The following is a 26030-nucleotide window of genomic DNA, read 5'->3' on the forward strand; positions in this document are numbered from 1 at the left end:
GCGAGCCGAGCCCGTCTTCGCATCCATGGAAATGATCGGCCTTCCGTATTGCAAGCCGTAGGCTTGGGTAAACGGCGCGCCGGTTCACGGTGCGGGATGCCTTCCCGAGCCGTCGGCGTCACGGTTGCTCGGAGCCGCCCACGATCGCAATGTAATCGAATCGGCAAGTGCCGGTGAGGTTTTCGCCCGTCGCCAGATCGAGGCGGAGTTGCTTGAGCGTCCCCTTCCAGCCCGGCACGGAAGACATATCGACGACGTATGCGCGCGGTGCTTCGTCGTTCGGAATCACGTCGAAATCGCGGCTCTTGGCGTCGTCCCAGGCCTGATCGCCGGCGGTCGTGAATCGGAACCGCATCGTCGTCGCCGGGGTATGGTTCATGAAGCGGATGCGAATCAGTTTGTGATGATCGACGTTCACATCGAGGTTGTCGGGAGAGAGCAAATGGGCGTCGTTGCTGTCCTCGACGGCCAAGATGTAATACCCGCCCGAGACGTACCGCACCGGCAAGGATCGGGTCGGCCATTGCGGATGCGGCTCGTCGCGCTCGCGCGTGCCGGGGTGGACCTCGGTCCAACCTTCCTTGTCGAGGAAACCGTCGAAATCCCAGGCCTTGGCCGCGGTTTGTCCGGCGGGCAAGACATGGACGGCGACCGGATCGCTCACCCAGAGTTCGCCGTCGTCGCCCACCAAACGCAAGAGATAGTCGCCGGGGGCGGAGAACGTCGCCGCCGTCGCGGCGGCGGTTGCGTCCTGGAATGAGACCTCGCCCGGCCCCTCCAGTACTTCCCAGCGTACGGTCAACGGCTTGCCTTCGGGCCGGCCGTCGTCGACGACCTCGCCTTGCAGCGTGGCGACGGAGGCGCCGGTGTAGACGGCCGGACCGGCCTCCACGACGGGCGGATTGTTATGCGGCATGGCCCGATCCAGGGCCTCGCGGTCCGCGTATTGCGTATTGTCGCGGAGTGTCCACTGCGTCAGCGTGGGAGCTTCGTTGACGAAGAATTGCACCCCCGGCAAAAGCACGTAGCCGTTTTCCGCGATCAAGCCCGTGCTGCAACAGACGGCGGGGTCTTGCGGTTGGGCCTTGCCCCAAATATAGATCTCGCCCGGCCCCAATTTCATGGCCCAATTGTTCCGGATGAAGCGCGAGCGGCGAATCTCCACATTCTTGGGTTGCGGCGACCGTAGTCCCAAGACCTCGACGGCCGCCCCGGCGTTGTTTTCGAAGGTGCAGCCGTCGATCAAACAGCCGTCGCCGTGGGCCTCGAAGTCGATGCCGCCCTCATCGTGGCAGCCCGAGTCGGGGACGTTGCGGAACGTGCAGTTGCGGATCGTGAGGTTCCGCGGATCGACGAGCATGATGCCCATGGTCCCCGCCGAGGCGTGCCCGCCCGAGGCATCGAACACGCTGTTTTGCAGCACGGCATCGTGAACTTGTACCAGCGCGGGATGGGGCGACGTATTGTGAACATAGCAGTGGTGGCAGTAGACGCGGTCCACCGTGAGGCCTTGGCCCTTCAAGAAGAATCCCCAGGAGGTCTGGAAGAGATCGCAATCGCGAACCGTCAAGTCGTTCGCGGCGGCGCCCACCACGGCAATACCGGCGGAGGCGTTGAGGGCATCGCCTTGCGGTCCCGGCCGATCGCGCCATTCCGGGATGCCGCTGCTGTTGGGCCGATAGATCCCCTCGATGTGATGCGCGATGCAGTCTTCGATGATCAACCCCTTGCGGCCCGGTTCGGTGTACGTCACCACCAGCCCCTTGGCGGCGTAGCACAGCGTCAGGCCGCGGATGCGGAGATAGTCGGGGTCCATCACCCACGCGCAGCGGTCGTCGATGTGCCAGTTGCGGCGGAGAATGGGACGTGGTCCAACGCCGTAGGTGCCGATCTCGGCCCAGCGGTCGGGCGTTCCTCGCGCGGAGAGTCGCAGCTCTTGGTTGATCACGCTCCCCCGTTTGATGAGCAATCGCTCACCCGGCCCCAATGTCTTGCCGTTGATCGGCGTGAAATCCCGCCAAGCGTTCTCGGGCGAGGTGCCGGATCGAGCATTGTCGCCCGCCGTGCCGTCGATGTAATAGGTGACCGCCTCGTAATCGGCGACCGCCTCGGTTCGCGGCGGCGTCGCCTCCGGCGCGGCGGCGCGCGCCCCACCGTTCCCCGCAAGCAGTATCAGGGCCGTAAGCAAGGTTTGCCCATGCCGGATGCGCATGACGTTTCACCTCCCATGTTTCGTGAAGCATGAAGCGTTGGGACTATTGTAGCACCGCGGCGGTCGCGTGCGAGCGTGCGTAACGGGTCATTCACGGCGGAGGGCGCCGATCAGGGGCAGTGAGGTCAGTTGTCGGCCCGCCAAGGCGGCCGAGCAAAGGCCGATCATCAGCGAGATCGGCACGATCCACAGCAGGGTGGTGACCGGCGGGATCGCCCTGCCGAGAATCCATTGAGGCAGCACCGCGGCGGCGGCCGACGCCGTCCCAATCGCCAAACCCCCGCCCAGCAAGACGAGGTTTTCCAGCACGATGAGGTTGCGAATCCGGCCGTTGCGAAAGCCGACTGCCCGCAGCAGGGCCAGCTCCGAATGCCGTTCGGCCACGCCGCGAATCTGGGCCGCGGCCAAGCCGAACGTCCCCAGCAGTAACCCCAACGCACCCAAGGATTGGAAGGTGGAGAGGTACGTGTTTTGGACGGCCAGCAAGGCGGCTTGGCGTTCGGTCGTCAGTGTCATAGTCATGCCGTAGTCCAGGCACTGCCGCTCCAAGGCGCGTTGCACGCGGCGGGCCGCCTCCCGCCAATCGCCGGCGGTCTTCTCTCCGTCGCCGGCGACGGTGCTTGACGCAGATTCACGCGGTTCGACCAAGAAGAAGCGATAGCCCGCGGTATCGGGAAACAGCTTTACGAACTGCTCTTCGGCAATCAAGACATTTCCCTGAAAGATGCTGTTGCTTAACGTGGCGACGATCTTCAGTCGCACGGACCGGCCCCGCCCGTCGAGGATGTCGAACTCCGCCCCCACGCCGGAAAGGTGAAGCGAATACTTGACCGTGGCATCGTCGAGGACGGCCGGAATGGGAGCCGTCGGCGAACCGGCGGGACTGTCGGACGGTACCAGCAGCTTCCAAGGGTTTGTTCCCGAGCCTGCCCCCGATGCCTGAACTGCGGTGGCGGCGAAGGCGAACCCGTCGCGTTGCCGAAAGGCCTGCGGCACGCCCAAGACGCGGGGCTGATGCGGGCGATAGAGATTCAGGCAATCGGCGCTTTCTCCGCTTTGAAGTCGTAGCGGAAAGATGCGCACCGAATCCAGCAACCGCGCGTCCTCCGGGGAGAAGCCGAGCGCTTGCCGGCCGGTCGGCGTGTTGAGATCGGCGAAGATGGGCTGATCCGTCTCGCCCATCAAGTGGAATCCGCCGTTACCGCCGTCCCAGGCCGGAACGGACTGCGAGGGATCCAGGCGAAAGGCGGCCACGGAGAAAATGAGGAAACATGCGGCCGCCATCATGCCCAGGCTCAAGGTGCTGCGGGTGGGATTCCGCGCGGCGTTGCGGAGGGCCAGCCCTACCAGGGACCTGGCCGCGTGGGTTTGCCCGGCGGACCGACGGAGCCGCGCGAGCACGGCGAGCAAGGCCCCGCACAGGCTTAGCAACCCGACCAGAAAGAAAGCCACGGCCTGCTGCATCTCGTCGCCCCGTCCGCCTTGAACCGCCAATCCCAGGGCCGCAAGGAAGCAGACCGCGGAGACCCAGCCGACGCGTTTGCGCATTCCTCCCCGACCGCTCGCGGCGGAGGCCGCCCCGTCGGCGCTGCCCGCCAAAAGATTCCGCGTCGGCACCCGGACCGATTGCACCACGGCCCAGGCGGCAACGACTGCGGCGGTGAGCACCCCGGCGCATCCGCCGATAAACAGGGAAATCGTGGTCGCGTGGAAGCGCAAGAACGGAACGACCACGGCGGGCAACCAAATCGTGTTGAGCCCGGCTATGAAGGCCGCGGCATAGCCCAGCCCCAAGGGAACGCCGAGGACGCCGCCCAATACGCTGACGACGCACGCTTGGCCGAGCAGGAATTGCAGCAGGCGACGGGACGGCCAACCCACGGCCGAGAGCACGCCCAATTGCCGCGTCTGCTTCTCGATTCCCAGCCGAAACAAGAGTGAGGCGAGTAGCAATCCCGCCGTCATCACGAACATATTGAAGCCTAAGAATAGTGCGCTGAAGGACGTGGTTCCCTCAGAGGCGGTCAGTCCCTGACGCTTGACCGGCAGGAGTGTGATCCCGGCTTCCCGGGGAGAAAACCGGAGCCGCGAGCGAAGTTCGTCGGGCGAGACGTTCGGCGGAGGGACGACGCGGAGCGAGGTGGCGTCGCCCCACCGATTGGCCCAAAACCGCGCGGCGATCCGCGGCGAGAAAAAAGCCTTGGGCGTGCCGCGATGCCGCTCCCAATATTCTTCATCGGCGGGAGTAACCTTGCGGGCGTCGAAGGGGAAGGGCGGGTCCCAATCAGCGATGGACCGGCGGTCGGTCAATCCCTCGACCTCCGGCATCAACGCGGGGTCGTCCGCCGCCCCGGCCAGGGCGACGATACCGCTGACGCGGAACTCCCGCGTATGACGCCCGACTTCGCCGCCCGTCTGCTCCGGCTCGAACCAGGTGACCTCGACGGTATCGCCGAGGGAGACTTGCAACTGTTCGGCCGCCCAGGTGTTGAGAACGACTTCGTCCTCCCGCGGCGTGGCTACGGGCTTGCCGTCGGCGGCTAGGAACGGCCCGAGCGGCGGAACCGACTGCAACTCCAAGGCCGCCGCCGTGGCATAATGGATCGTCCGCGATCCGGCGCGGACGCTTTCCAGCAGATAGAAAAAGACGGGATCGACGGCGGCGATCCCCAACCGCGATGCGACCAGGCGGTGGAGAGACGGTGCCAGCAACATCCTTCGGCTGGTGAGGTGGAGGTAGCCCCGCGCCGTCTCCTCCAATCGCAAGTCCAAGTCTTCGGCCGACAAGATCGCGCTCTCGCCGAACCGCCGTTCGGCCGCGGCATCGGCGGGGCGATCCGGTCGTTTGCCGGTAATCAGCCACATGTTGGCCGCGCCGGGCTTGTCGAGCCGCTCCGCCAACCACTGCAAGTCCACGAAGGCGTTGCGCGGGACCTGTTGGGAAGGCTCCAAGGCGAATCGTCCCGCACCCTCGTCCGCGATGACATCCCGGACGGTGACGACCGTGGATTCGATGGTGTCGGCCTTGCGGCCGAAGACGCTCTCTCCGGGAACGGCCTCCGGTCGCGGCAGGCGGAGGATGAGACGGTCTCCCGGCCCGGCCCCGAGGAGTTCCGCCGTCCGCCGATTGAGCACGATTTCCCGCGGTCCCGGTAACTGTGGCGGGGCACGGTCGAAGGCCGACCAGAAGCGGGCGTCGCAACCCAGGACTTGTACGTGCCCGGCCGCGGCGCCGTCCGGCGATTGACGCTGCAAGGCGGCGTACAAACGGATCACCGGAACGACGGCGTCGAATGCCGCGGTGAATTCGGGCGAGGCCGAGCATCGCTCAGCGGAGGCGTTCGTGAGCCAATATGGGCCGGTCAGGGCCTGATCGACGCGCCCCAGGCGATCCAGCGTCAATTGCCGCAGGCTGAATCGCATGGAGTCGCCCACGACCAAGGCACCGGTGAGCACTGCAGCGATCACGGCCGCTCCGAAGGCCGCCGTCAAGTGCAGACTCCGGAAGTAAAAAACGGTTTTCCACAGGAATTGCATGAAGTTCATGGCCGATGCGAAGCCCTCCCGTTCAGACGGTCGTCGGATGCAGCCGGCCGCCTTCCAGCCGAAATACCCGCTCCGCGGCGGCCGCCAGACGCTCGTTGTGCGTCACGAGGATCAGCATCGTGCCGAATTCCTCCGTGGTCCGGAACAGCAGGTCGCGAACGTGTTCGGCCGCGGCGGCGTCGAGGTTCCCCGTCGGTTCGTCGGCCAGAATCAGCACGGGGCGGCGGATCAACGCGCGGGCGATGGCCGTTCGCTGCCGCTCTCCGCCGGAGAGCTCACTCGGCAGGTGCCCCGTCCGATGCGCCAGCCCCACGCGATCCAAAAGCTCCGTTGCGAGCCGGACGTCTTGGTCGCTCACGCGGGACTCGGCGAGCACCGGAATCAGCACGTTTTCCAAGACCGTACACTGCGGCAACAAATGGTGATCTTGGAAGACGAAGCCGATGCGGCGTCCGCGAAAGCGGGCCAGCGCGTCGGGCGGCAGGCGCGTCGGATCTTCGCCGTTCAACAAGACCCGGCCGGAGCTCGGCACGTCCATGCCGCCGATGATGTTGAGCAGGGTGCTCTTGCCCGATCCGCTGGGGCCGATCACCGCCACGCGCTCCCCCGACTGAACACGCAAATCGATGCCTTGCAGCACGGTCAGGGGTTCGGCTCGGGTGGGATAGTGTTTGGTTACGCTTTCGAGTACCAGTTCGGCCATGATGAGACGCCTATCGTTGGATGGTCGGTCCGCCGTCCCGTGGATTACTCTCCCCGGTGCACGCTCGAAGGAGGATCCGCACTTCGTCTTTCGCCAATCTAGCGGGCATACGCCGTTTTCACCACCGGTTTACGCCCGCGGCTTGCAGAGCTGATGGAGAGCGAAAACGCAATGCCCGACGCGCGATGGCCAGGCTCGGGTGTCGGCTCAAGGTGGAAAAGTGCGCCCGGCGCGGTTGCATCCCGGGACGGCATGGGTCACCATGAAAACCGAATCAACTTCAGGGAACGATTGGGGGAAGGAAAGAAATCATGTTGACCGTGATGTGTCCCTCCTGCCAGGCCAATCTGCGTGTGCGTCCGGAATTAGCCGGAAGGGCGGGCAAATGTCCCAAGTGCGGCGCCATCGTCCACGTGCCGGCGCTCGAACCGGAGGCCGAGGCCGAACGCCGCGTCGAAAACGGGCGATCCGTCGGCGATAGCGACGCCGGCAATGAGTTTCCCGACATCGAGCCGACGGACCGCCTGGTCCGCGACTACCATTATCTGGTCGTGGACCGCAAGGGCTTGGTGGCCACATGGGAAAACAACGGGCAAGGCTGGATGATCCGCTCGGGGACGACGTTCGTGCGGGCCGTCCGCAACGCCGACAAACTCCCCGGCCAAGGCGATTTCAAGCTGGTGGAGCTTCAGCTCACGAAGACGGAGGAGGGTTCCCATCGGCTGAAGGGGCTGGCCGTCTATCAACTGGCGCCGCGTTACGCCCTGACCAGGATCGAAAGGGGGGAGGACGCAATCCTTCAAGCCGTGCGGGGACCGGCACCCCTTAGCAAGGAACAGAAGATCGCCGTCTTCACCTACATCCGAGAGAAGTTCATGCGGCCGATTTGGGAGGACCATGCGGCCCTTGTCGATTACCTGACGAATCTCGACTACCATTCGCCCGGCATTTCTTTGCACACGCACCCCTTCGTCACGTGAATCGACGGAGCATCACGGACGCTGCCAAGCGTCCCCTTGCCGCAAGCGGGCGGAGACGACGAGCCGCTGCTTCGTGACCGAGGAGATCGGCGGGACCGTCCCAATCGCCTTTCGCGGCCCGGTTTCCCAGCCGAGAGCTGCGGAGCCGGTCCGTCACGTCGCGTCAACGTACTAGGTCTCCTGCCCCTCCGCGATACGCTGCTTAAGCTGGGAAAAGAGACGGCGGAATTTCGGAGTGCGTACCTCCCGGCCGGTCTCCCGGCGGCTGTTTTCCCCGTCGGCCTTGCTTCGCGCCGTCCCCGGATGGGCATCGAAGATCAGCACTTCCGCCGTGCCGGTGTCCTCCGGGATAGAATCGCTCGGTCGGTCCTCGCCGAGAGGAGTCGCCCGAACGGTCGGCACGGTCGCGTCGTCTTCGGTCGCGATCACAAGCTCCAAGGAGCCGCGGTTCGCCGACTTCTTCTCTGTTTCCTGGTCGGGGAAGGTCCGGGTCCACGGCCGGTCACCCTGGGCTTGCGGGGCCGTCTCGCGGACGGTGCCGCCGGTCACCGGTATGACTTGCTGGAATTCCTCCTCGAAGGGATTGCCCCAGTCGTCGAAGATCAGCTCGACCTCGGTCTTGGTTGCGGGAGGCCGGAACTCCTGCTGCAATTGTCGCAAGGCGTTCTCAGCTTGTTGGATGTGCTCCAGCGGGCGAATTTCCACCGGCTCGGGGATGGCTTGGCCGCAGTCGGCTTCGCCGGATGGCACGGGAAAGGCTCCGCTCGGCCCGTTTACCATGGGGCCGGGGCCGTGAAAGCGTCGGCCGCCGTCGCTCCGCGCGGCCTCTTCCCCGGTCTCGGCCGCTTCTTCCGGGGCAGGCAAGTTCTCTCCGACGGGGCGGTCGTCGTCGGGCATTCTCGTCCCGTCTGCCGCAGCGGCCCGCAAGTCCTGACCCAGGTCTTCGGAGGGTGAGTCGGTGGTGGAAGTGTCCTCCCACGCGCCGAACTCCACGACCTGCGAGGGCCCGCTCTTCGGTCCAGGGACCGGCTCCCAGGGCATGGGAAGCTGCTGCAAATCGGACCACGCCTCTTGCACCAGCTCCGGCGAGATCTGCTCGACTTCGTCGGCGAAAGCCAGCAGCAAGGCATGGTCGCAAATCTGATTGATCAGGCGAGGCACGCCGCCCGTGGCGTGGTACACCGCCGCCAAGGTCTCTTCCGAGAGCATCGCGTCGGGATTCCCGCCGCACAGCCGAATCTGCTCGCGGACGTAAGTGAAGCTCTCGGCCCGGCTCAAGGCGTCCAGATAGCATCGCGCGGCGATCCGTTGGCTGAGGGGCTGGAGCTTCGCGGCGGCCAGCTTCTCTTCCAACAAGGTTCCCCCGGACAGGAGCAGCCGGAGCGGCGGTTCCTCGCCCTTTCCCAGGTTGAGCAACAGGCGTAATTCATCCAAGATCCGCAGGGAGAGCGTGTCGGCCTCGTCGATGATCAGGACCAGCGGCTTCTCTCGATCCTCGCTCAAGAGGTAGTCCATTAGGGCCAGCCGTAATTCGCCGTCATCCATGCCCTGATAGGGCCGGCGCAATTCGAATAGGACGGCTTGAAATAGGGCTTTGCGCGATGCGACGCGTCCCACCGCGGGCATCACCACCTCGCAGTGGGCATTCAAGTTCGCTCCAACCGCTCGGCACAACAGCGTCTTGCCCGTGCCGGTCGGACCGACGAGCAGGCCGACGCCTTCGCCCCGGGCCAGGCACCGCACCAATTTCGCGCGGTGTTCCTCCATCGTCTGCAACGAGACGTAGTGCCGAAGGGACGGCGCTGCCGGAAACGGCCGACGACGAAAATGGAAGAATTGCTCGTACATGCTCGATGATGACGGTTAACGGGTTCGAACGGGCCTTGGGGTATGTTTGCGGCGATGGGGCAACGCATCGTCATCGGGGCTGAAACTTGGGGCGGGACGGCGGTTCCGCTCCATCCGCCCGCCAATATCGCCGAGGAGGCGGTTCGGCGTGGGGCCTTTCCCCCGTGTCGCGGAGGCCGCTCCAAATCCAACCCGCGGCAATGGCCGAGAGCACACTCAAGGCCGCCGCCAGCGTGCTCCGCAGCCCCCAATCCGAACGCGACCGAGTGATCGACGCAGTCGCCGGAGGATTCGAGTGCTCGGAAGAGTCCGTCGCTGCGGCCGCCCGTTCCGCGGAATCGCACCAGGCCTGCCGCAAGGCTGCGGCGGACGCTTGTTCCTGCCGTAACGCCGATTCCAGCTCTTGCCGAGCCGCGCCGGCTTGCTCCAGCAATTGCGAGAGCGTGGCTTCGCCCGCGGCCAAGTCGCGCATCGCCTCACGAAATGCTTCGGCTTCCTCGCCCCCAACCGGCAACCCCTCTGGGATTTCTCGCGGATCGCTCTGTCCCACGGGGGGTTGCGAGTCGGCGGTCACCAAGTGCTGCTGATAGGGCGGCGGCGGTGCCGCGGCACTCCGGCTCGATCCCTGCCCGCTTCCGTCCGGTGCGAATTCCCCCTGGTTGCCGAGCCACTGCTCCAGTTGGCGGATTTCGTTCCGCAGCTCGACCATGACGCCGTCCAATCGGGCGACCTCCGGGTGCGCGGGCGTGTGCGTTGCCAAGAGCCGGGCGCGTTCCGCTTCCAATCGCGCCAGATCGCCTTTTAGAAACGCCCAGCGCTGCCTCTCCATCTCGGAATACGGCGACCGAATTGCCTCGGCGGTGTCGGAGGCATTGGACGCCGGTGCCGCGTTCGATCGCTGCGCAAGGAGCGAGGAACCGTATCGACGGGCGTCCCGGAGCACGGCGACGTGCTGCTGCAAGAACAATTGCGTTTGGTTGGCGATGGCGGCGTATTCGGCTAGGGCGGCTTGCACACGTTGCCGCGCGACAAACCAAGCCTCCCAGCGATCATTCGATAAGGCCCGAGATTGGGAGTTCTCGACAATCGAGTCGTCGGCCGCGTGGTGCGAGGTTGGATCGGGATCCGACGGAAAGGCGGCGAGGCCGGGCGTCTCCCCGATCGGCCGCGACAGCCAAATCACGGCCGCGAACGTAACCGACAGCGCCGCTCCGCGGACGAGCCACCCCAGGGGATCGCCGCCGATGCGCGCCTTCGTGGACGGTCGGGATATCGCCTCTCCTGGACTTGCCATCTTGCCCAAAAGTCCTCGGTGGTCGAGGTACATGCGGCGGACGCGCGGGCCGATGCCCCCTTGGTTTGCACGTATAATGCAAGGGGAACGCCCTGACGGCGCCCTGCCGCCCCTCACCCGGCATCGACTTTTCCCGGAATGAGCTTTAGACCGTTCCGTGCGGTCGTTTTGCTTTTACCAATCACCGGGGTTTTACCTGACGGGAAAGACGCGCGCGGCGGACACTTTGATGCCGCCGAGGAACGCCGGCAAAATCGACGGACCGCGTCCTTCCAAACATGGGAGAGCGATGCGGATGGGCAGGCCGTGCACCCTCATGGACGCCGTGTTCCGGCAGCCATCCTGCGCCGTGGCGGTTCGGCTTTTCGAGAGACGAGCAATGTTTCGCGTCAAGATTTGCGGAATCAAAGACTTGGAGGGGGCCGAGATGTGCGTCGCGGCGGGCGCGGACGCCATCGGCCTAAACTTCTACCCGCAAAGTCGAAGATTCGTGGCGGCCGACACGGCTCGGCGGATTTCCCGGGCGGTCTCCGGGCAACTGCTTCGGGTGGGAGTCTTCGTTTCCTGCCCTGTCGAAGAAGTGCGGGATTTGGCCGCCTTTGTGGGGCTGGATGCCGTGCAGCTTCACGGCGACGAGCCGCCGCAAGATGTTGCCGCTCTGCGCCCCCTGCGCGTCGTCAAGGCCTTTCGCGTTCGAGATAGTTGTCATAGCGTGGAGGACTATCTCGCGCGGTGCCGAGAGCTGGCAGCGCTCCCCGCCATGATCCTCCTGGATGCTTGGAGTCCCGACGCCCCGGGCGGGACGGGCAAGACGTTCGAGTGGTCGGCGGCCGCGGAATTCCTGCGGCACGAGCCGGACGTTCCCGTTGCGTTGGCCGGCGGATTGCGGCCGACAAACGTCGCCCAGGCCATCCGCACGGTTCGGCCGTGGGGCGTCGATACGGCGGGCGGCGTGGAATCCTCGCCCGGCGAAAAGTCTCCCCGGCTCATCGCCGCGTTCGTCGAAACGGCACGGACGACCTTTCGCGAGTGCGGCATGCTCTGAGGGCGATGACCGGCGCCGGCTGTGAATGCCTAATGATAAACAGGTCTCAGCAGTAAATCCGGAAAAGCCGCTTCCGGGGGCAAAATGCCCGTATACCTTCCATAGTTTTCCAATACCGCATATTGCGACCCTTGCCTGAATTCGCCAATATCTCCATAAATCCTCTCCGATAGTTCTTACGGCGGACCCCACACCGAAGCTCTCACCTGTGTGCCGCATCCTTCTTTCCCGCCGCGGACGTTTCCAAAGTGAAATCTCTTGACTATTTGGGGAGGACCCAAGCATGGCGAAACGCTGGTTTCCCGGCACTGTGTTCGGATTCTGTAGCGGAACACTTCTCGTAATCGGTTTAAGCTCATTGCGGACGGATCACCCGGCAGTCGGAAAACAGGCACCTTGGACGCAACCCACGACCTACGACGTTAGCGAGGAAGTTAATCCTTGGCTGGTAATGGAGGACGAAACCGACAAGAACCTTGCTCAGATCGGCGAAATCGACGGAGGAGTGATGGAGGGAGAAAGGGCGGCGGAAGGCGAATTCGCCGTGTCGAACCAGGTTTCCGAGAACCGGTTGGAACCGGCGAGCGACGCCGCCAATTGTCCGGTGGAAGAGTTCTTCGCACAAATCTCGGAGTATCGATACCGCTATCTCTTCCAGGGGCGGGACGAACTGGGCTTCTTCGCGGCCGAGCCTGGCCGGTCGGTTGCCGCGGAGGACGAGCCGGCAACACCGGCGCAAGCTGCGCCGGAGCTTATGTTCGAGGATGCCGCCGATACCGAAACCTACGGTTTCTACGAGGAATACGGCCCCAGCGAGCCGTATTCGTCCGCCGCGGACTTGCCTGAAACGGCATTGGACGATGGGCATGACGGCATGGATGACGAGGCCCTTTACGGGGACTACTACGAAGAGGCTCGACCGCAGGAGGTGGTCGGCGGACGTCCCTGGATTCGGCGTCGCAACGCGCGGCAGGCGCCGGCACCAACGGCAAGCGAGAACGCAACATCCGCGAAGTCGGGCGTGATTCAATTTCCTACCCTTGCTGAATACGCCCAGGTCCATGTGGAAGAGGACTGGGAGGCTCGTGTTGCGGAGACCTGGATCTTGGCCCGAAACGATGGGATTGCCCCGCAAACTGATGAAAACCAAGGGCCGGTCGAAGACCGGATCGGAGCTGCCATAGCGGGAATCGGGGCGGATAGCGATGAGTACGCCGATTCCCTATGGGGCACGGACTTCGATCTGGTCCGTGACGAGAGCCTGGAACCACTGTTTGAGGGTGACGAGCGCGAGATGAGCGGTGACGTCTCCCTCCCCATTCCAGAGGAAGACCGCGGCGAGGCCGCACCGGTTTGGGATACGCCGATGCACGGGGAGCCGGGCGAAGACTTCCAGTGGGATGAAAACCGGGAAGAGACCACGGTGGAATTTCCGGTATTCCCGCGGTTGGATTCGGCCGCGGCAGGCGGTGATGACTTCGATGCCGGCGGCGACAACGCTTGGGACCTCGAAAAGCCCGGCTATTCGCCCGACTTGAACTCGAATGAGGTTTCGCACATCTACGAGGGCGAGTACTACCAATCCGAAAAGTATCGCTACTTCGTGTATGAAGAAGGGTACCGAGGTTGGAAGGAACTGAACGCCGCGCCCTTGGCGGGAGACGACGCGGATTTAGTTCGAGTGGAGGTCGTGTTGCCCGCCCTGCTGCGAGCGCTGGACTCCCTGCCCGAGTTCCTCGGTCGAGCCGCGAGTGACGCCCGGCGGAACTTGGCGGATAGCGTCGCTTGGCTGCTGAACCGGCCTCGGACGGCTGCGAAGCCGGATTCGACGAGTGTGAAGTAGCGCCGCCGGTAATTGCCGGCGTAGTGCAATTGATTGTCGGCGTAGTGCAATTGATGCATTGGGCACGGCGGCAGGAACATCGCTTTCACCGCCGTGCCCGCTTTTCCGCGGGCCGCCGTGCCGCCTCCTCCGTAAGACGTCTCGCGGCCGTATTCGTCGCCATGCGCCGTCCGGCCGACTTGTCGGGCCATCGGTAGCACGGCCCCCCCGTTTTGACGCCTTTTCTTCGACGAGACGTCGTTTTCGGATTTTCCGCGGACGGCAAGAATTTCCCTGAGCGGCGGTGCGGAACTTCGCGCCCCGGCCGGGCGTCAAAAGAGCGGCACGGCATCAAGCCGCGCGTCGCCGCGATGGTCGGGCGGCTCGAACCGGCCAACGATCCGGAGGCTGTGGGCTTTTCCCATTATGCCCATCTATCCAGATCGAAAGTTTTTGCTTGGCAAACGTAATCTGTCCAAGCTACAATGGGCATAGCCCCTTAGTTTTTGAACAAAGACATCGGCCTCTAGTCTGTTTCGGCGCGTAGGTCCCGGGGGAAACGCCGAAGGCGCGTGTTAAAGTCGGAGAAGCATGATCATGTCGAAAGTGCGTCCCAGCCTACTGGTCCCATGTTTCGCCTGGATGGTCCTCTCGCTTGGGGCATCGGTGCACGCCGCAGCGCCGCAGGGGAACCTGGAGGTGTTTCAATCCCCGGACGGCACGGCCTATTTCGCCGCCTCGCTGCGAGCGGATGACTCCGTGCTCCGGCCCGCGGATTCGCACCACGTGGTCATCCTGGTGAACACCTCGGCTTCCCAATCCGGTGATTTTCGCCGGACCGGACTGGGGGTCTTGAAAAACCTGCTCGCCAAGTTGGAGCCGAACGACAAGGTCCGAATTTTGGCGGTGGATTTGAAGGCCGTGCCGATGCAGGCCGATTTCGCCGCGCCGGGAAGCCCGGAATTGGAGGCCGCCCTGGCCAAGCTCGAGCAGCGGGTGCCGCTGGGCGCTTGCGATTTGGAAGCGGGTTTGAATGCCGCCGTGTCGGCCTTTGAAGGTACCCCCCAGCTCGGTCGCTCGTTAGTTTACATCGGCGACGGTTTGAGCCGCGCGAATCTCCTGCCGTTGGATCGCATCGGAGCGATCTGCAACCGGTTGCAAAAGGACCGTATCCCGGTTAGTAGCTTCCTGGTCGGCCCGCGTTGGGACGCCCCCTTGATGGCGAGTATCGCCACGCATAGCGGCGGCATCTTGGTCCGCGATATGGAAGGCGTGACCGCCGAGTCGGCGGCTGCGGAATTGGCCGCTGCGGTGGCCTCGCCGGTTGCCTGGCCGAGCTCGGTGAACTGGTCCGGATCGGTGGGGGAAGTGTTCCCGAAGACGTTGCCCCCGCTCCGTGCGGATCGCGACACCGTGGTTGTTGGAACGCTAAAAGAGTTGGGAGCGTTGGAAGTCGAGGCGGGTTTCGGCGACACGTCGTTGACCTGGAATCTGCCGGCGGTGGAATCTCGCCCGGACAACGCCTTCCTGGTCCAGCTCGTCGAATCGATGCGAGCCGGGGGGGGAATCGCGGCACCGATTCCCGGTACCGCCCTGCTCCGCGAGTTGGCCGAGGAATTTGAGATTGCGGCTTACAACCTGACGGAATTGGCCGAGCAGGCCCTGCAAGTCAACGACGTGCAGGCGGCGCGGCGGATGGCGGAGGAAGCGGTGCGCCGCGATCCGCAAAACCAAGCCGCGCGCAAGATTTTGGCGCGGGTGACGCAGATATCGCAAGAGTCGGCCGAGGCGGAGGCGCCCGCTGCGGCGGCTCCCGCCCCCGCGGCCCCCAACGCGCCGCAGGCCCCTGCCGATTTGACCCTGAGCGGTCCGGCCGTTCCACCCGCAGCCGGTGCAGCGCCTCCCGGTTTGGTCGCGCAAGTCCTGAAGGATCGGGCGATCCTGGTGGATGCCGTGACGCAGGATGTCCGCGTCCAATTGAATGAGGCCCGCAAACGGATGGCGACCAATCCCGAGGATGTTCGCCAGGATCTCAAGGAGCTTTTGGATCTCGTTCAGAGAACGCCGGATTTGCCGGGTGAAGTCCGCGAGCAGTTGGCCGATCAAGTCCGCGCGGCCATCCGCCAGGCCGATGCCCGCGTCATCGAGTGGAACGAGCAACAGCGTCGCGCCGCCGCGCAAGAGGCCCAAGCCTTGGAGCGGAAGCTGTTGACGGAAAGCCTGTTGGCACGAGAGCAAAAACTGAGCCAACTGATGCAGCGATTCGACTCGCTGATGCAAGAGGGGCGATACGATTTGGCCGAGGTGGAGGCGGCCATGGAGGCCGTCAAGCTGGCGCCGGAGAATCCTGTGATGAACCTGGCGCAGCGGATGGCCAGCCAGCAAGGCAATTTCGAGAAGGCGATGGAGCTGCGCGAGGCCCGCAAGAAGGGTGTGCTCGACACGCTATATCAAACGGAAAAGGCCCACGTCCCCACCCCGGACGAACCTCCGGTACTGTATCCCGATGCCGAAGTTTGGCAAGAGCTGACCGCGCGGCGGAAGGAGCGCTACAGCTCGATGGAGTTGACCAGCGACAATGCGGCCGAACGGAAGATCGCCGCGGAGCTGCGACGTTCGACGGAGCTGGACTTCGTCGATACGCCGCTGTCGGAAGTCGTGGATTACCTGAAGGATCGGCATGGAATCGAGATTCAACTTGATAACAAAGCCCTGAGCGCCATGGGGGTGGATAGCAGCACGCCGGTCTCCAAGAGTCTGCGCGGCATCTCGTTGCGGTCCGCCCTGCGGTTGCTGCTCCGCGATCTGGACCTTACCTACATCGTCAAGGACGAAGTCTTGTTGATTACGACGCCGGAGCAGGCCGATACCGACCTGATCTTGAAGGTCTATCCCGTTGCCGACCTCGTGGTACCGCCGAACGTTATGGGCGGAGGCATGGGGATGATGGGAGGCATGGGTGGCTTCGGAGGCATGGGTGGCATGGGTGGCTACGGAGGCATGGGTGGCATGGGTGGCTTCGGGGGCATGGGAGGCATGGGTGGCTTTGGTGGCATGGGTGGCTTCGGAGGCGGGTTCGGCGGCGGTATGTTCAACGTCCCGAACGGCGGCAACAACGGCTTCCGTGCCTTCAGTGTCAACGATGATCTGACTTCCACTCCGGACGGTCGGCCGCGTGCCCAGACCGCCCCCCAAGCTTCGCCGCTTCTTCAGGCGGCTGACCGGATCGTCGCTGGAAACAGCGACACCGCCGCGGGTTTGGTGTGGGATAGCCTCTTCCAAGGGGAACAGCCGATTCCCGCCGCCGAGATCCGTGAGGCCGTGCGTCGTCTTCTGGCGGCTCAAAAGTTTGATGAAATCTTGGAGTTGCTGAACGCTTCGTTGCGCCACAATCCGCCCGAGCCGTGGATGTACGAAGGCATGGCTCTGGCCATGGAAGCGGCGGGACGGCCCAGTGAGGAGATCGAGCGGGTCTTGATGTCCGCGGCTGACTTCGCCGTGGAACCCCTGGACCTCCTGGCGTTGGGGATCCAGTTGGAACGTCACGGGCTGGACGCCCGCGCCTTGAGCGTTTATCGCCAGGCGGCTTCGTTGGCCCCGCAATGGCCTGAACCGTACGTGGCCGGACTGAAGGTCGCACAGAAGCTCCAGGATCTGGAGGGGATCCAGTGGTCCACCGTGGGAATCTTGGGTCAGGTGTTCCCCGAGAAGCACCAGGATGTGTGGCTGAACGCCCTTCGGACGGCCAAGGCCACGTTGGACGACTTGAAGGCCAAGAAGCTGGAGGAACAAGCTGCGCGTTATCAGGCCGCCCTCGATGAGGCCGTCGCACGGGACTGTGTGATCGAGGTCTCGTGGCTCGGCGAAGCCGACGTGGATTTGATCGTGGAGGAACCGGCGGGCACGCTATGTTCGCTCCGCAATCCTCGCACCACCTCGGGCGGGGTGTTGGTCGGCGACGCATCCAGTCGCTCGGTGCGCAAGGGCGACGAGGGGTACCGTGAATACTACGTCTGCCCGCGGGGCTTCAGCGGCACCTATCGCGGCTTGATTCGCCGAGTGTGGGGCGACGTGGCGGGCGGCAAGGTCAAGGTCACCATCCACACGCACTTGCTGACCGACAAGGCCCAGTCGCTGACCAAAATGGTCGAAATGAAGAACGACGAGGCCGTCATTCAGTTTGAGCTGGCCGACGGTCGACTCCAAGCGCCGCTTAACGAGCGGATGTTGGCCGCCTCGGTGATGAACCACCTCGAGCTTCGCAATCGCATCTTGGCCCAACAGCTTCCGGCCGATCAGGCTCCTCAAGTCGATCCGGCGGCCATGGCGTCGTATTACGGCTCGCGTACGGACGGGGCCAATTTGGGCGGGGCCGGCGGCATTTTGCCCTTCGTGCCGGTCCGCGGCGGCGCGGTGGGCTACGCCCCGCAAATTACCGTCGTGCCTGAAGGAGCCTACATGATGACTTCGGCCGTGATCTCGGCCGATCGCCGCTATGTCCGCATCAACCCGGTGCCGTACTTCTCCGCGATTACCGAGGTCAACACCTTCAACTTCATCACCGGGGAAGGGGCGCAAGGCCGCGGCGGTGCCGGCGGACAGGGCTTCGGCGGACTGTTCGGCGGGGGTGGTTTCGGCGGCGGGTTCGGCGGCGGCGGCTTCGGCGGCGGGTTCTTCTAAAACGATGCGCCGGTGACCGCCGGCCCGATGGGGCGATTGCTGCCGACCTGAATTTCTGAGCTTCCCCCAGCCTCCGGCTGACGCCGGAGGCTTTTTCATTCTCGTGGGCGTCGATTTCGGATTCGCACCGCCCGGCGGCAGGGAAACCTTGTCGAGTACGCTTTCGACGCTGCACGCAGAATCGCGACTTGCACCCCAGGCTTACGTTCGAGTCCGAGGTTCACGCTCGTGCGCCGATCCGCACGATCGCGCCGGCGCTACGGAGGCGTAACCTAGGCCGTCGGCACAAACCGGCGGTGGATGCGAGGGAGAGTTCACTGCGCGGCGGGCTGGGACTTCCATCGCCGATAGAACTCGAGCAGCCGGCCCAGATTGACCCGCACGTACGGTTCATCGCAGGCGGGCGTCGATCGCCCGGCGTCCGCCACCCACATATCGAGCTTTTCCGGCTGCATAACGGCGTTGTGCAGGTTGGAACTCATGGCCACGGGCCGCTTGATGATCTCGATCATGGCAGCGGGGTCGATGCGGCCGAACTGCTGATGCAGGCGTTCGCTCAGGACCTCGGCTCGCCGATCAGCCGAGATGAATACGGTGTCCTGGGGAACCGGCGGTAAAAGGGGGTGTTGCTCGCCCGGCCGGAGGACGAGCAGCTCGTCGGGCACGGCCCGGACGGCCGCCAAGTTTCGCTCGCGATCGCTGAAGACGTAGTAGTACTCGCAAGTGCGGGGCGTACTTCGGAGAATTTCGAGGGCCTCTTCCACGGTGGCCGCCCGCTCCATGATCTCGCGGAGCAGCAAGCTCATGGGCATGCCGTCCCAATCTCCTTCGCCGCGTCCGCCCATCTCGCCCACTGCCAGCCCCTTTTCGTTCATGGCGGTAACGGTGCCCACGAAGCCGGCGTAGCCGAGGCTCATCCAGGCGTGGCGATCCTCGGGCAAGAAGACTTGTACGGCCGCGCAGGTTTGCAGGTGGATGTCGCGCATGTAATCGAGCACGCGGGCATGGACGACCGATCCGTCGGCGCTGGCACTACCGCGCACCGCCACGCCGCTGCAATGAAAACGTTCGGGAAAGAAATTGGCGTAGCGGCCGTCGCGGATCGAGACTCCGGCGGCCAGAGAAAGCGCGTCGATTTCCTCGATGTATCGGGCGGGAACGTGCGGAGCGGTGCGCTTCTCGATTTGGGCCATGGTATCCAGGAACCAGGCGCCGCCGGCCAAGGAGTCGGCCGCGCCTACTCCATACACCACGCGCTCCACCAAATAGCGGACTTGACCCGCCAAGAGTCGTCCGTGGGCCGTCCCCATTTCCCGCGGATTGCCGTCCACAATGACTATCTGCTTGCCCTGATAATGCAGCAATACGCCGTGCCCCTCGGGATCGACGGCGACGACGCGATAGCCTTCGGCGGACAAGGGGGCGATCGCGGATTCGGCGGCCGCCGCACGAACCCAGACGCCCGTCACCATCCCCCACGCGAGCAGCAACGGTGCGATGATCCGAAGCCCGCGCCGGGCGGGGTGAAACGATGGCTGTGCCGACCGACCGTCCAAGTCGTGAATCATGGAGACATCCTCGATGGACCGATTTGTTTGGGATTTGTTAATGCGAGCCGCGCCGCCGAGACGAGGCAGCGGAGCGGCCGGCGCCGTTCAGCGCAAGCTTTCCAAAGCGAAGTTGATCACCGCACCGAACATACGATAGACGTCGTCGGCGGCGACGTCCTGCGTCTCCGCTTGGGCCGGGGGAGCGAACAATTCCTGCGAGGCCGGGGCCTCCGTCTGCCAGCTTTGGAAGCGTACCCGCACGGTCACGCCCTCGGCTTCCACGGTGATTTCCTCGGGGACTTGGGCGCCTGTCGCATAGACCAAGCGCACCGCGGGCTGTTGTTCGCGTAAGGGCGTGACGACCAGCGTGCGCCGGCCGTCTTCAGCCGGTGATTCGCGAATTTCCACCAGCGACTCCAGCGCAGCCGGCGAAGCCGCCGTCCCGGCCACCGCCATGACCGCGAACCGCAGTCGTTGGAGATACTCCGACCGCACGTACGACAGGGGAGAACGCACGGCGTCCAGTCCCTCGCGACCGGCGAACGTCCGCGCGGAGACCGACGTCATCCAGGGGAATTCGCCCTGTCCGATGGTGAAGCCGCCCAACTGCGGCACCTTGCCGGCCAAGCGAAAGCGATAGCCGCTTCCGCGGATGAGCATGAGTTCGCCGCCCTGCTGGGATTGTCCCGATTGCACGTCGGCCGAGGCTCGCACGATGTGGCATCGCCCCGGCGAAGGCTCCTGCAAGTAGAACCGCGTCCACTCCCGCAGGGTTGCCGAGAGCAAGGCGGCGGGCGTTAAACCACCCGTCGTCGGAGCGGGCGAGATTGCCGAGTCGGGGGGCAAATCGCGGGCGAAGAAGGCCGCCGTGGTGTCCAAAATCTGCGGCAACGCGCCCAGCGAAGTGTAATGCCCCATTCCCTCCAGCCAAACGATGCGGTCCTCGATGCCCAGGGCTTGAGCCAGCTTTTCGGTGGACGATTTCGGAATCACTTCATCCTCCGCGGCATTGATCATGAGGACGTATCCCGCCTGAGCGCGCTCGCGAAGGGCATCGGCGCGGTAAAGCGGATCAGCTTGGCGGAAGGCCTCCAGCACGGCCGCCCGTTGCTCTTCCGGCAAAGCCATCAGAAATCGCCGGAGGTCTTCGGCCTCGCGGGCAGTGGCGAGGATGCCCGGCAAATCTCCGCCCGCCAGGATCAACGCTGCTCGGTACAGTCGCGGTTCTCGCTCGGCGGCCGACGCGGCGATGATACCACCCAAGCTGATGCCCGCCACGCCGATGCGATCGGCGCGGACCTCGGGTCGGGAGGCCAAGAAATCGACGGCCCGGCGGACCTCCTCCATGGTTTGATCGAGGACCGCGGTAAATCGCTCGGGACGTGCCAGAATGTCGTGGGGCCCGTTAGGACCGCCGCGATCCCCGTAGTAGGGCAACTGGAAGACCATGGCCGGGATGCCGCGCGAAGCCAACACGGCCGATAGGATCCGCACCAATTCCAAGCTGCCGTCCAAGATGTGCAGGCAAATGACGGCCGGTCGCGGTCCATCCTCCGGACGCAGATTCAACGGGAGGTAATACTCCACGGGGATGACGTTGTTCTGCGGCAACTCGGTGACCACGGGCGAGGGGTACCGAAGGCGAACCACTCGGCAATTCTCCTTTTCCGTGACGGAGACGATCTCGCAGGCGAAGCTCCCGCCGTGTGCGGATTGGGAGACGGTCCAGACGTCTCCCGGCCGCCAATCCGTCGGCGCCGCAGTTTGGGATGCGACGGGATTTTCTGCCGCGGCCGCAAGGCCGCCGAACGTGACGAGCACCGCGGTCGCCACCGCCGTCGCGCGAAGCCTTGGCGAGACGGCACCGGTTCGGCATTTCCCCGATGCCCCGGCCCCAATTCCCATAACGCACGCGAGCGGACTCAAGGTCGGGAAGAGTCTTTCGGCTACCATAACGTGCCGATCCTCCGAGGTTTGAGATGAAAGGCAATAGTATCGGTGACATGACAGTCGGCTGCCGTGCCTCCGCGGACGGGATGACGGCGGACGGCCGTCGTCATCCCTGGATGGGGTCGGCTCGGGTCGAATGCTCGGCCCGCCACGGCCGAAGTCAACCATTATTCGCGATCCGCCCGCCCCGGCCAAGCCCGATGGAGGGATCACCGCCGCGGACCGACACCGGCGGTTCGCGGCGCGGCATGGGATGACGACGCCGGACACTGTACACCGTTCTTGGCTGCCGGGTTGCAGCGGCGGCGGCGCTGAACCAAGATTGAGTCTGTGGACGGTTCGGGGAAGCGTTGTGATACGGCAGCTTGGCGATGGGGCGGCACCATGAGCGACGGCTGTCCGGTGCAGCCGGCCTCGAGTTGCCCGGCAGACACACGGCGAGACGCGGCGATGATTGTGGTGACGGGAAGTAACGGACAATTAGGGGGGGAAATCTGTCGCCGCTTGGGCGATGCCGCCGTAGGGCTGGACCTGCCCGACTTCGACTTGACCGACCCCGCGCAGGTCCGCGACCGGCTGTCGGCGCTGCGACCCGAGGCGATCATCCACGCGGCGGCGTACACGGCCGTGGATCGGGCGGAGGAGGAACCGGACCGCTGCTTCGCCGTCAACGCCGAGGGCACCGGTGTTTTGACGGAAGCGGCCCAGCGATTGGATTGTCCGCTCGTCTATATCAGTACCGATTATGTCTTCGGCGCAAGCAGGCCGGACGCCGAGCCGCACCGCGAGGAAGACCCCGTTTGCCCCCAGGGAGTGTATGCTCGGTCGAAATACGAGGGCGAGCTGCGGGCCTTGGCCTGGCAAAAGCACTACATTGTGCGGACGTGCGGTTTGTATGGGCGGCTGGGGCCGAATTCACCGGGCAACTTCGTGGAGACCATGATCCGCTTGGGAAAGCAGGGGAGGCCGCTCCGCGTGGTGGACGACCAATGGTGCACACCCAGCTACGTCCCGCACGTGGCCGGGGCCGTCATTTACCTCTTGCGGAGCGGAATGTACGGCACATTCCATGTAGTCAACGGTGGGGCGACGACTTGGTACCGCTTCGCTTGCGAGATATTCCGGCTGTTGGGTCTCGACGCGGACATTCAGCCGATTACCATGGCGGAATACGGTGCCAAGGCCCCGCGACCGGCTTTCAGCGTGCTGGATACCTCGAAGTACCACCGGTTTTCGGACGCCCCGCCCCTGCCCCATTGGAGGGAGGCTCTGGCAGAATACCTTCGGGAACAGGAACACGGCAATCCGGCGGCCGGCTGATCAGAGGACAACGGCGAGACTTTCGCGGCGAGAATTGGCTTGCCGGGACGCTCCCTCGCATTTCCCGCCTGACAACGCGAGGGCCGATACGCCCGCGAGGCCCGATACGCCAAGCGACTCCAAACAACCCCGGTAACCCAAAGAGTCGCTCCTAGTCGGCGTTGTACGAATTGGCGAAAGACTTTATACTCAGGGGTCTGAGTTTCTCGTCTGTGCTTAGATTGCCTATTTTATCCATCGAGCGAATCCATGCGGTTCAGCCTGATTGATCGGATTTTGGAATTGGAGCCGGGACGCCGAATCCGGGCGGTGAAGGCGCTGTCGCTGGCTGAGGAATATCTCGGCGACCATTTCCCCAAATTTCCGGTCTTGCCGGGAGTCCTTATGTTGGAAGCGCTCACGGAATCTGCGGCGTGGCTGATTCGCGCATCGGAGGATTTTGCCCACAGCATTGTGGTTTTAAAGGAGGCCAAGCGGATTCGCTACGGCCAGTTCGTGGAGCCGGGGCAATTGCTCTATCTGACGGCCGAAATCGTCTCCCAGGACGACAGATACACGGAATGCAAGGCCGAAGGCCGAATGGAAGATCGCCTCACCGTCAGCGGAAAAATCTACCTGGAGCGGTATAACCTGGCGGATAGAGACCCTGAACTTGCCCGAGTCGATCGCTCCGTGGTCAAGGACATGCGCCAGTTGTTCAACATCCTATGGCCCATCCCGGCGAGAAAGAGCAGTGGTGCTCCAACCTCGACTCCGGCAGGGGCCGAGAGCGTCCACACCGGTCTCTCGGGTGCCGCGGCGAGTTCCTTGCGGAACGAGGGCTGATCGTGCATCGAAAACGAGGGCGAGGAGAAGCCGGATGATGCAACCGTCCTTCAGGGCAGGGACGCCCGGCCCGGTGAATTCGTCGCGGCCTTTGCTCCGATATGGAAAAGTCCTTTAGGAGGACGTGGGGCGGCAGCGGTAACGCCGATTACGCCGAAAGAGAAAGTTCAGAAACGAGGAAAGGCTCACGTGGTCCAAGGGAAAATCGCCATTGTGACGGGCGGCAGTCGCGGAATCGGTCGGGCGTGCGTTCTGGACCTCGCCCGAAACGGCGCCGAGGTCTGGTTCGTGTATCAAAGCAGCCGAGACGCTGCCGAAAAACTGGCCGCCGAAGCCGCCGAACAGGGCGGCAAGACCCATCCCGTCCAAGCCGATGTGCGAGATTTCGAGCGGGCACAGCAAATCGTGGACGGCATCTTGGCCGAGCGAGCGCGGATCAACGTCTTGGTCAATTCGGCGGGCATCGTCCGCGACGGCCTGCTGGGGACGATGACGCCCGAGCAATGGGCCGAAGTCATCGCCACAAACCTGACCGGCACGTTCAACTTTTGCCGGGCGGTGGCGCAACAGATGATTTCGCAGCGAGCGGGCAGTATCGTCAACCTCTCCAGCACGGCGGCCGAGTTTTCGTCCCGCGGGCAGGTGAATTACGCGGCCAGCAAAGGCGGCATCAACGGCTTAACCCGGGCCATGGCCAAGGAAATGGCCCCGCGTCGCGTGCGCGTCAATGCCGTGGCCCCGGGGATGATCGACACCGACATGAGCGCGGCCGTCCGGGGATTGGTCGGCGACAAAATCAAGGACCTGATTCCCCTGCGGAGGATCGGTACGCCGGAAGAGGTTGCCAAAGTCGTTACGTTTTTGGCGAGCGATGCCGCAGCGTACATTACCGGCCAAGTCATTCGCGTGGATGGCGGATTGAGCCTGGGAGGGTATTGACGGACACCGATTTGGGGAGGAGGCCGGGACCCGTCGAAATTCAAGGCCGCTGTTGCTAGGATAGGGAAATTGACGGCTTATTGCCGATGATCCCCGGCGGACAATTCCGGCAGCCGCATGGTTGACGGGCGCCCCGACGCCAATAGAGGCATTTGAGCCGCGGGCGAGGTTGTTTTCATCCCGCCGGTCCCGCACCTTTCCGAGACCCGCAGCAGGCACATCGGGCAAGCCTCCACAGAACTGAGTCATGAACGGAGCTTTTTGGTTTCTGGATTCGCAAGGGAGAACACTATGATGACCCCCAGTAAGGAGGAGATTTTCGAAAAGGTTCGCGAAGTTTTGGTGGATGCCTTGGCCGTGGATGAAGATGAGGTCAAGCCGGAATCCACTTTGGTGGGGGATTTGGGTGCAGAATCGATCGACTTTTTGGATATCGTTTTCAAGCTCGAAAAGACTTTTAACATCAAGATTCCCCGCGGCGAATTGTTCCCGGAAGATATCATGACGAATCCGGACTACGTGAAGGACGGAAAATTCACGGAGGCGGGTTTGGCCGAGTTGCGGAAGCGGATGCCGTTCGCCGAGCTGGATCAATTCGCGCAGAACCCGTTGGTGCAGGATTTCGCGAACCTGTTGACGGTGGCGGATATGTGCCGTTTCGTGGAGAGCAAGCTGAAGCAGGCCGCCTGACGGCATCGCGCTTTGCGGTTGAGGTCCAACCGCGTCTTCCCGTGCAGCCCTTCCCTCCGCAAGAGATCATCGAGGTCGGCCATGCGTTGGTACTGGATCGATCGTTTCATCGCCTTTGAGAGCGGGCGCATGGCGAAGGCCGTGAAAAACATCTCGCTGGCGGAGGAGCACCTGCACGACCATTTTCCCGGCTATCCGGTCATGCCCAACATCCTGGTCATCGAGGGGGTGGCCCAGACCGGCGGGCTGCTGGTCGGGCAATATAACGGGTTTCGGGAAAAAGTCGTGTTGGCCAAGGTTCAGCGGGCGGTGTTTCACTGCGAGGCGGTGCCGGGCGACACGCTGATCTACACGGCGATCGTGGACAGCATCCATCCGCACGGAGCGGCCGTCACCGCCACCAGCCACAAGGGCGACGTCCTGCAAGCCGAGCTGGAATTGGTGTTCGCCCATCTCCGTTCCGACGTGGGCGGCCGAGAGTTGTTCGAAGCCGGTACGCTGACGCACATGATGCGGATTTTGCGTGCTTACGAGGTGGGTGTGGACGCGGACGGCTCGCCGCTGCGAGAACCGGATGAGGATGCGTGAAGCCCTTCCGAGCATCGCGCCGAACGGGCGCGCGGCGG

At 64.0% G+C, this 26030-nt stretch carries 16 protein-coding genes; 9 read left to right on the forward strand and 7 right to left on the reverse strand.

Annotated features, from left to right (window positions below):
* Nucleotides 1-118: 118 nt before the first annotated feature.
* The 3 genes from ACZ5B4_RS15820 to ACZ5B4_RS15830 all read right to left on the reverse strand — a co-directional run bounded on the left by ACZ5B4_RS15820 (nucleotide 119) and on the right by ACZ5B4_RS15830 (nucleotide 6461).
* Nucleotides 119-2212 carry a right-handed parallel beta-helix repeat-containing protein gene (locus ACZ5B4_RS15820; RefSeq protein ID WP_464912198.1) on the reverse strand — a complete coding sequence of 698 codons (2094 nt, stop codon included), beginning with the start codon at nucleotides 2210-2212 and terminating at the stop codon, nucleotides 119-121.
* Nucleotides 2213-2299: 87 nt separating this feature from the next.
* Nucleotides 2300-5758, reverse strand: a complete 3459-nt coding sequence (locus ACZ5B4_RS15825; RefSeq protein WP_464912199.1) for an ABC transporter permease — start codon at nucleotides 5756-5758, stop codon at nucleotides 2300-2302.
* A 22-nt stretch (nucleotides 5759-5780) separates the two neighbouring features.
* Complete coding sequence (locus ACZ5B4_RS15830) at nucleotides 5781-6461, reverse strand: ABC transporter ATP-binding protein (RefSeq protein WP_464912200.1); 681 nt, start codon at nucleotides 6459-6461, stop codon at nucleotides 5781-5783.
* A 311-nt stretch (nucleotides 6462-6772) separates the two neighbouring features.
* Between ACZ5B4_RS15830 and ACZ5B4_RS15835 the strand changes: the two genes are divergently transcribed.
* Nucleotides 6773-7441: a zinc ribbon domain-containing protein gene (locus ACZ5B4_RS15835; protein WP_464912201.1), complete on the forward strand. Its 669-nt coding sequence runs from the start codon at nucleotides 6773-6775 to the stop codon at nucleotides 7439-7441.
* A 171-nt stretch (nucleotides 7442-7612) separates the two neighbouring features.
* On the opposite strand, the gene ACZ5B4_RS15840 is transcribed toward ACZ5B4_RS15835, so the two are convergent.
* On the reverse strand, nucleotides 7613-9289 hold the full coding sequence (locus tag ACZ5B4_RS15840) for an ExeA family protein (protein WP_464912202.1): 1677 nt from the start codon (nucleotides 9287-9289) through the stop codon (nucleotides 7613-7615).
* Nucleotides 9290-9359: 70 nt separating this feature from the next.
* On the reverse strand, nucleotides 9360-10583 hold the full coding sequence (locus ACZ5B4_RS15845; protein ID WP_464912203.1) for a hypothetical protein: 1224 nt from the start codon (nucleotides 10581-10583) through the stop codon (nucleotides 9360-9362).
* Nucleotides 10584-10878: 295 nt separating this feature from the next.
* On the opposite strand from ACZ5B4_RS15845, the gene ACZ5B4_RS15850 reads away from it, so the two are divergent.
* From ACZ5B4_RS15850 to ACZ5B4_RS15860, 3 genes are all read left to right on the forward strand, one after another.
* A complete protein-coding gene (locus ACZ5B4_RS15850) occupies nucleotides 10879-11628 on the forward strand; it encodes a phosphoribosylanthranilate isomerase (RefSeq protein ID WP_464912204.1) in 750 nt (249 codons plus the stop codon).
* 283 nt (nucleotides 11629-11911) lie between these two features.
* Nucleotides 11912-13471 (forward strand): hypothetical protein, encoded by a 1560-nt coding sequence (locus tag ACZ5B4_RS15855; RefSeq protein WP_464912205.1) that lies wholly within the window; start codon nucleotides 11912-11914, stop codon nucleotides 13469-13471.
* A gap of 576 nt (nucleotides 13472-14047) precedes the next feature.
* Nucleotides 14048-18130, forward strand: coding sequence for a hypothetical protein (locus ACZ5B4_RS15860; protein WP_464912206.1), 4083 nt, complete (start codon nucleotides 14048-14050; stop codon nucleotides 18128-18130).
* A 314-nt stretch (nucleotides 18131-18444) separates the two neighbouring features.
* On the opposite strand, the gene ACZ5B4_RS15865 is transcribed toward ACZ5B4_RS15860, so the two are convergent.
* A complete protein-coding gene (locus ACZ5B4_RS15865; RefSeq protein ID WP_464912207.1) occupies nucleotides 18445-19698 on the reverse strand; it encodes a C45 family autoproteolytic acyltransferase/hydolase in 1254 nt (417 codons plus the stop codon).
* A gap of 87 nt (nucleotides 19699-19785) precedes the next feature.
* Nucleotides 19786-21633 (reverse strand): alpha/beta hydrolase family protein, encoded by a 1848-nt coding sequence (locus ACZ5B4_RS15870; RefSeq protein WP_464912208.1) that lies wholly within the window; start codon nucleotides 21631-21633, stop codon nucleotides 19786-19788.
* Between the two features lie 447 nt (nucleotides 21634-22080).
* On the opposite strand from ACZ5B4_RS15870, the gene rfbD reads away from it, so the two are divergent.
* The 5 genes from rfbD to ACZ5B4_RS15895 all read left to right on the forward strand — a co-directional run bounded on the left by rfbD (nucleotide 22081) and on the right by ACZ5B4_RS15895 (nucleotide 25992).
* A complete protein-coding gene (gene rfbD, locus ACZ5B4_RS15875; protein WP_464912209.1) occupies nucleotides 22081-22950 on the forward strand; it encodes a dTDP-4-dehydrorhamnose reductase in 870 nt (289 codons plus the stop codon).
* A gap of 249 nt (nucleotides 22951-23199) precedes the next feature.
* Nucleotides 23200-23775, forward strand: coding sequence for a 3-hydroxyacyl-ACP dehydratase FabZ family protein (locus ACZ5B4_RS15880; RefSeq protein WP_464912210.1), 576 nt, complete (start codon nucleotides 23200-23202; stop codon nucleotides 23773-23775).
* Nucleotides 23776-23964: 189 nt separating this feature from the next.
* Nucleotides 23965-24714, forward strand: a complete 750-nt coding sequence (locus tag ACZ5B4_RS15885; protein WP_464912211.1) for a 3-oxoacyl-ACP reductase family protein — start codon at nucleotides 23965-23967, stop codon at nucleotides 24712-24714.
* Nucleotides 24715-25005: 291 nt separating this feature from the next.
* On the forward strand, nucleotides 25006-25404 hold the full coding sequence (locus ACZ5B4_RS15890; protein WP_464912212.1) for an acyl carrier protein: 399 nt from the start codon (nucleotides 25006-25008) through the stop codon (nucleotides 25402-25404).
* 81 nt (nucleotides 25405-25485) lie between these two features.
* A complete protein-coding gene (locus ACZ5B4_RS15895; protein WP_464912213.1) occupies nucleotides 25486-25992 on the forward strand; it encodes a 3-hydroxyacyl-ACP dehydratase FabZ family protein in 507 nt (168 codons plus the stop codon).
* Nucleotides 25993-26030 lie beyond the last annotated feature (38 nt).

It is taken from the genome of Thermogutta hypogea (assembly GCF_055386265.1).

Coding starts and splice junctions, on each gene's coding strand:
- ACZ5B4_RS15820 (WP_464912198.1), bottom strand. CDS start 2,212: ATGCGCATCCGGCATGGGCAAACCTTGCTTACGGCCCTGATACTGCTT.
- ACZ5B4_RS15825 (WP_464912199.1), bottom strand. CDS start 5,758: ATGAACTTCATGCAATTCCTGTGGAAAACCGTTTTTTACTTCCGGAGT.
- ACZ5B4_RS15830 (WP_464912200.1), bottom strand. CDS start 6,461: ATGGCCGAACTGGTACTCGAAAGCGTAACCAAACACTATCCCACCCGA.
- ACZ5B4_RS15835 (WP_464912201.1), top strand. CDS start 6,773: ATGTTGACCGTGATGTGTCCCTCCTGCCAGGCCAATCTGCGTGTGCGT.
- ACZ5B4_RS15840 (WP_464912202.1), bottom strand. CDS start 9,289: ATGTACGAGCAATTCTTCCATTTTCGTCGTCGGCCGTTTCCGGCAGCG.
- ACZ5B4_RS15845 (WP_464912203.1), bottom strand. CDS start 10,583: ATGGCAAGTCCAGGAGAGGCGATATCCCGACCGTCCACGAAGGCGCGC.
- ACZ5B4_RS15850 (WP_464912204.1), top strand. CDS start 10,879: ATGGGCAGGCCGTGCACCCTCATGGACGCCGTGTTCCGGCAGCCATCC.
- ACZ5B4_RS15855 (WP_464912205.1), top strand. CDS start 11,912: ATGGCGAAACGCTGGTTTCCCGGCACTGTGTTCGGATTCTGTAGCGGA.
- ACZ5B4_RS15860 (WP_464912206.1), top strand. CDS start 14,048: ATGTCGAAAGTGCGTCCCAGCCTACTGGTCCCATGTTTCGCCTGGATG.
- ACZ5B4_RS15865 (WP_464912207.1), bottom strand. CDS start 19,698: ATGATTCACGACTTGGACGGTCGGTCGGCACAGCCATCGTTTCACCCC.
- ACZ5B4_RS15870 (WP_464912208.1), bottom strand. CDS start 21,633: ATGGTAGCCGAAAGACTCTTCCCGACCTTGAGTCCGCTCGCGTGCGTT.
- rfbD (WP_464912209.1), top strand. CDS start 22,081: ATGATTGTGGTGACGGGAAGTAACGGACAATTAGGGGGGGAAATCTGT.
- ACZ5B4_RS15880 (WP_464912210.1), top strand. CDS start 23,200: ATGCGGTTCAGCCTGATTGATCGGATTTTGGAATTGGAGCCGGGACGC.
- ACZ5B4_RS15890 (WP_464912212.1), top strand. CDS start 25,006: ATGATGACCCCCAGTAAGGAGGAGATTTTCGAAAAGGTTCGCGAAGTT.
- ACZ5B4_RS15895 (WP_464912213.1), top strand. CDS start 25,486: ATGCGTTGGTACTGGATCGATCGTTTCATCGCCTTTGAGAGCGGGCGC.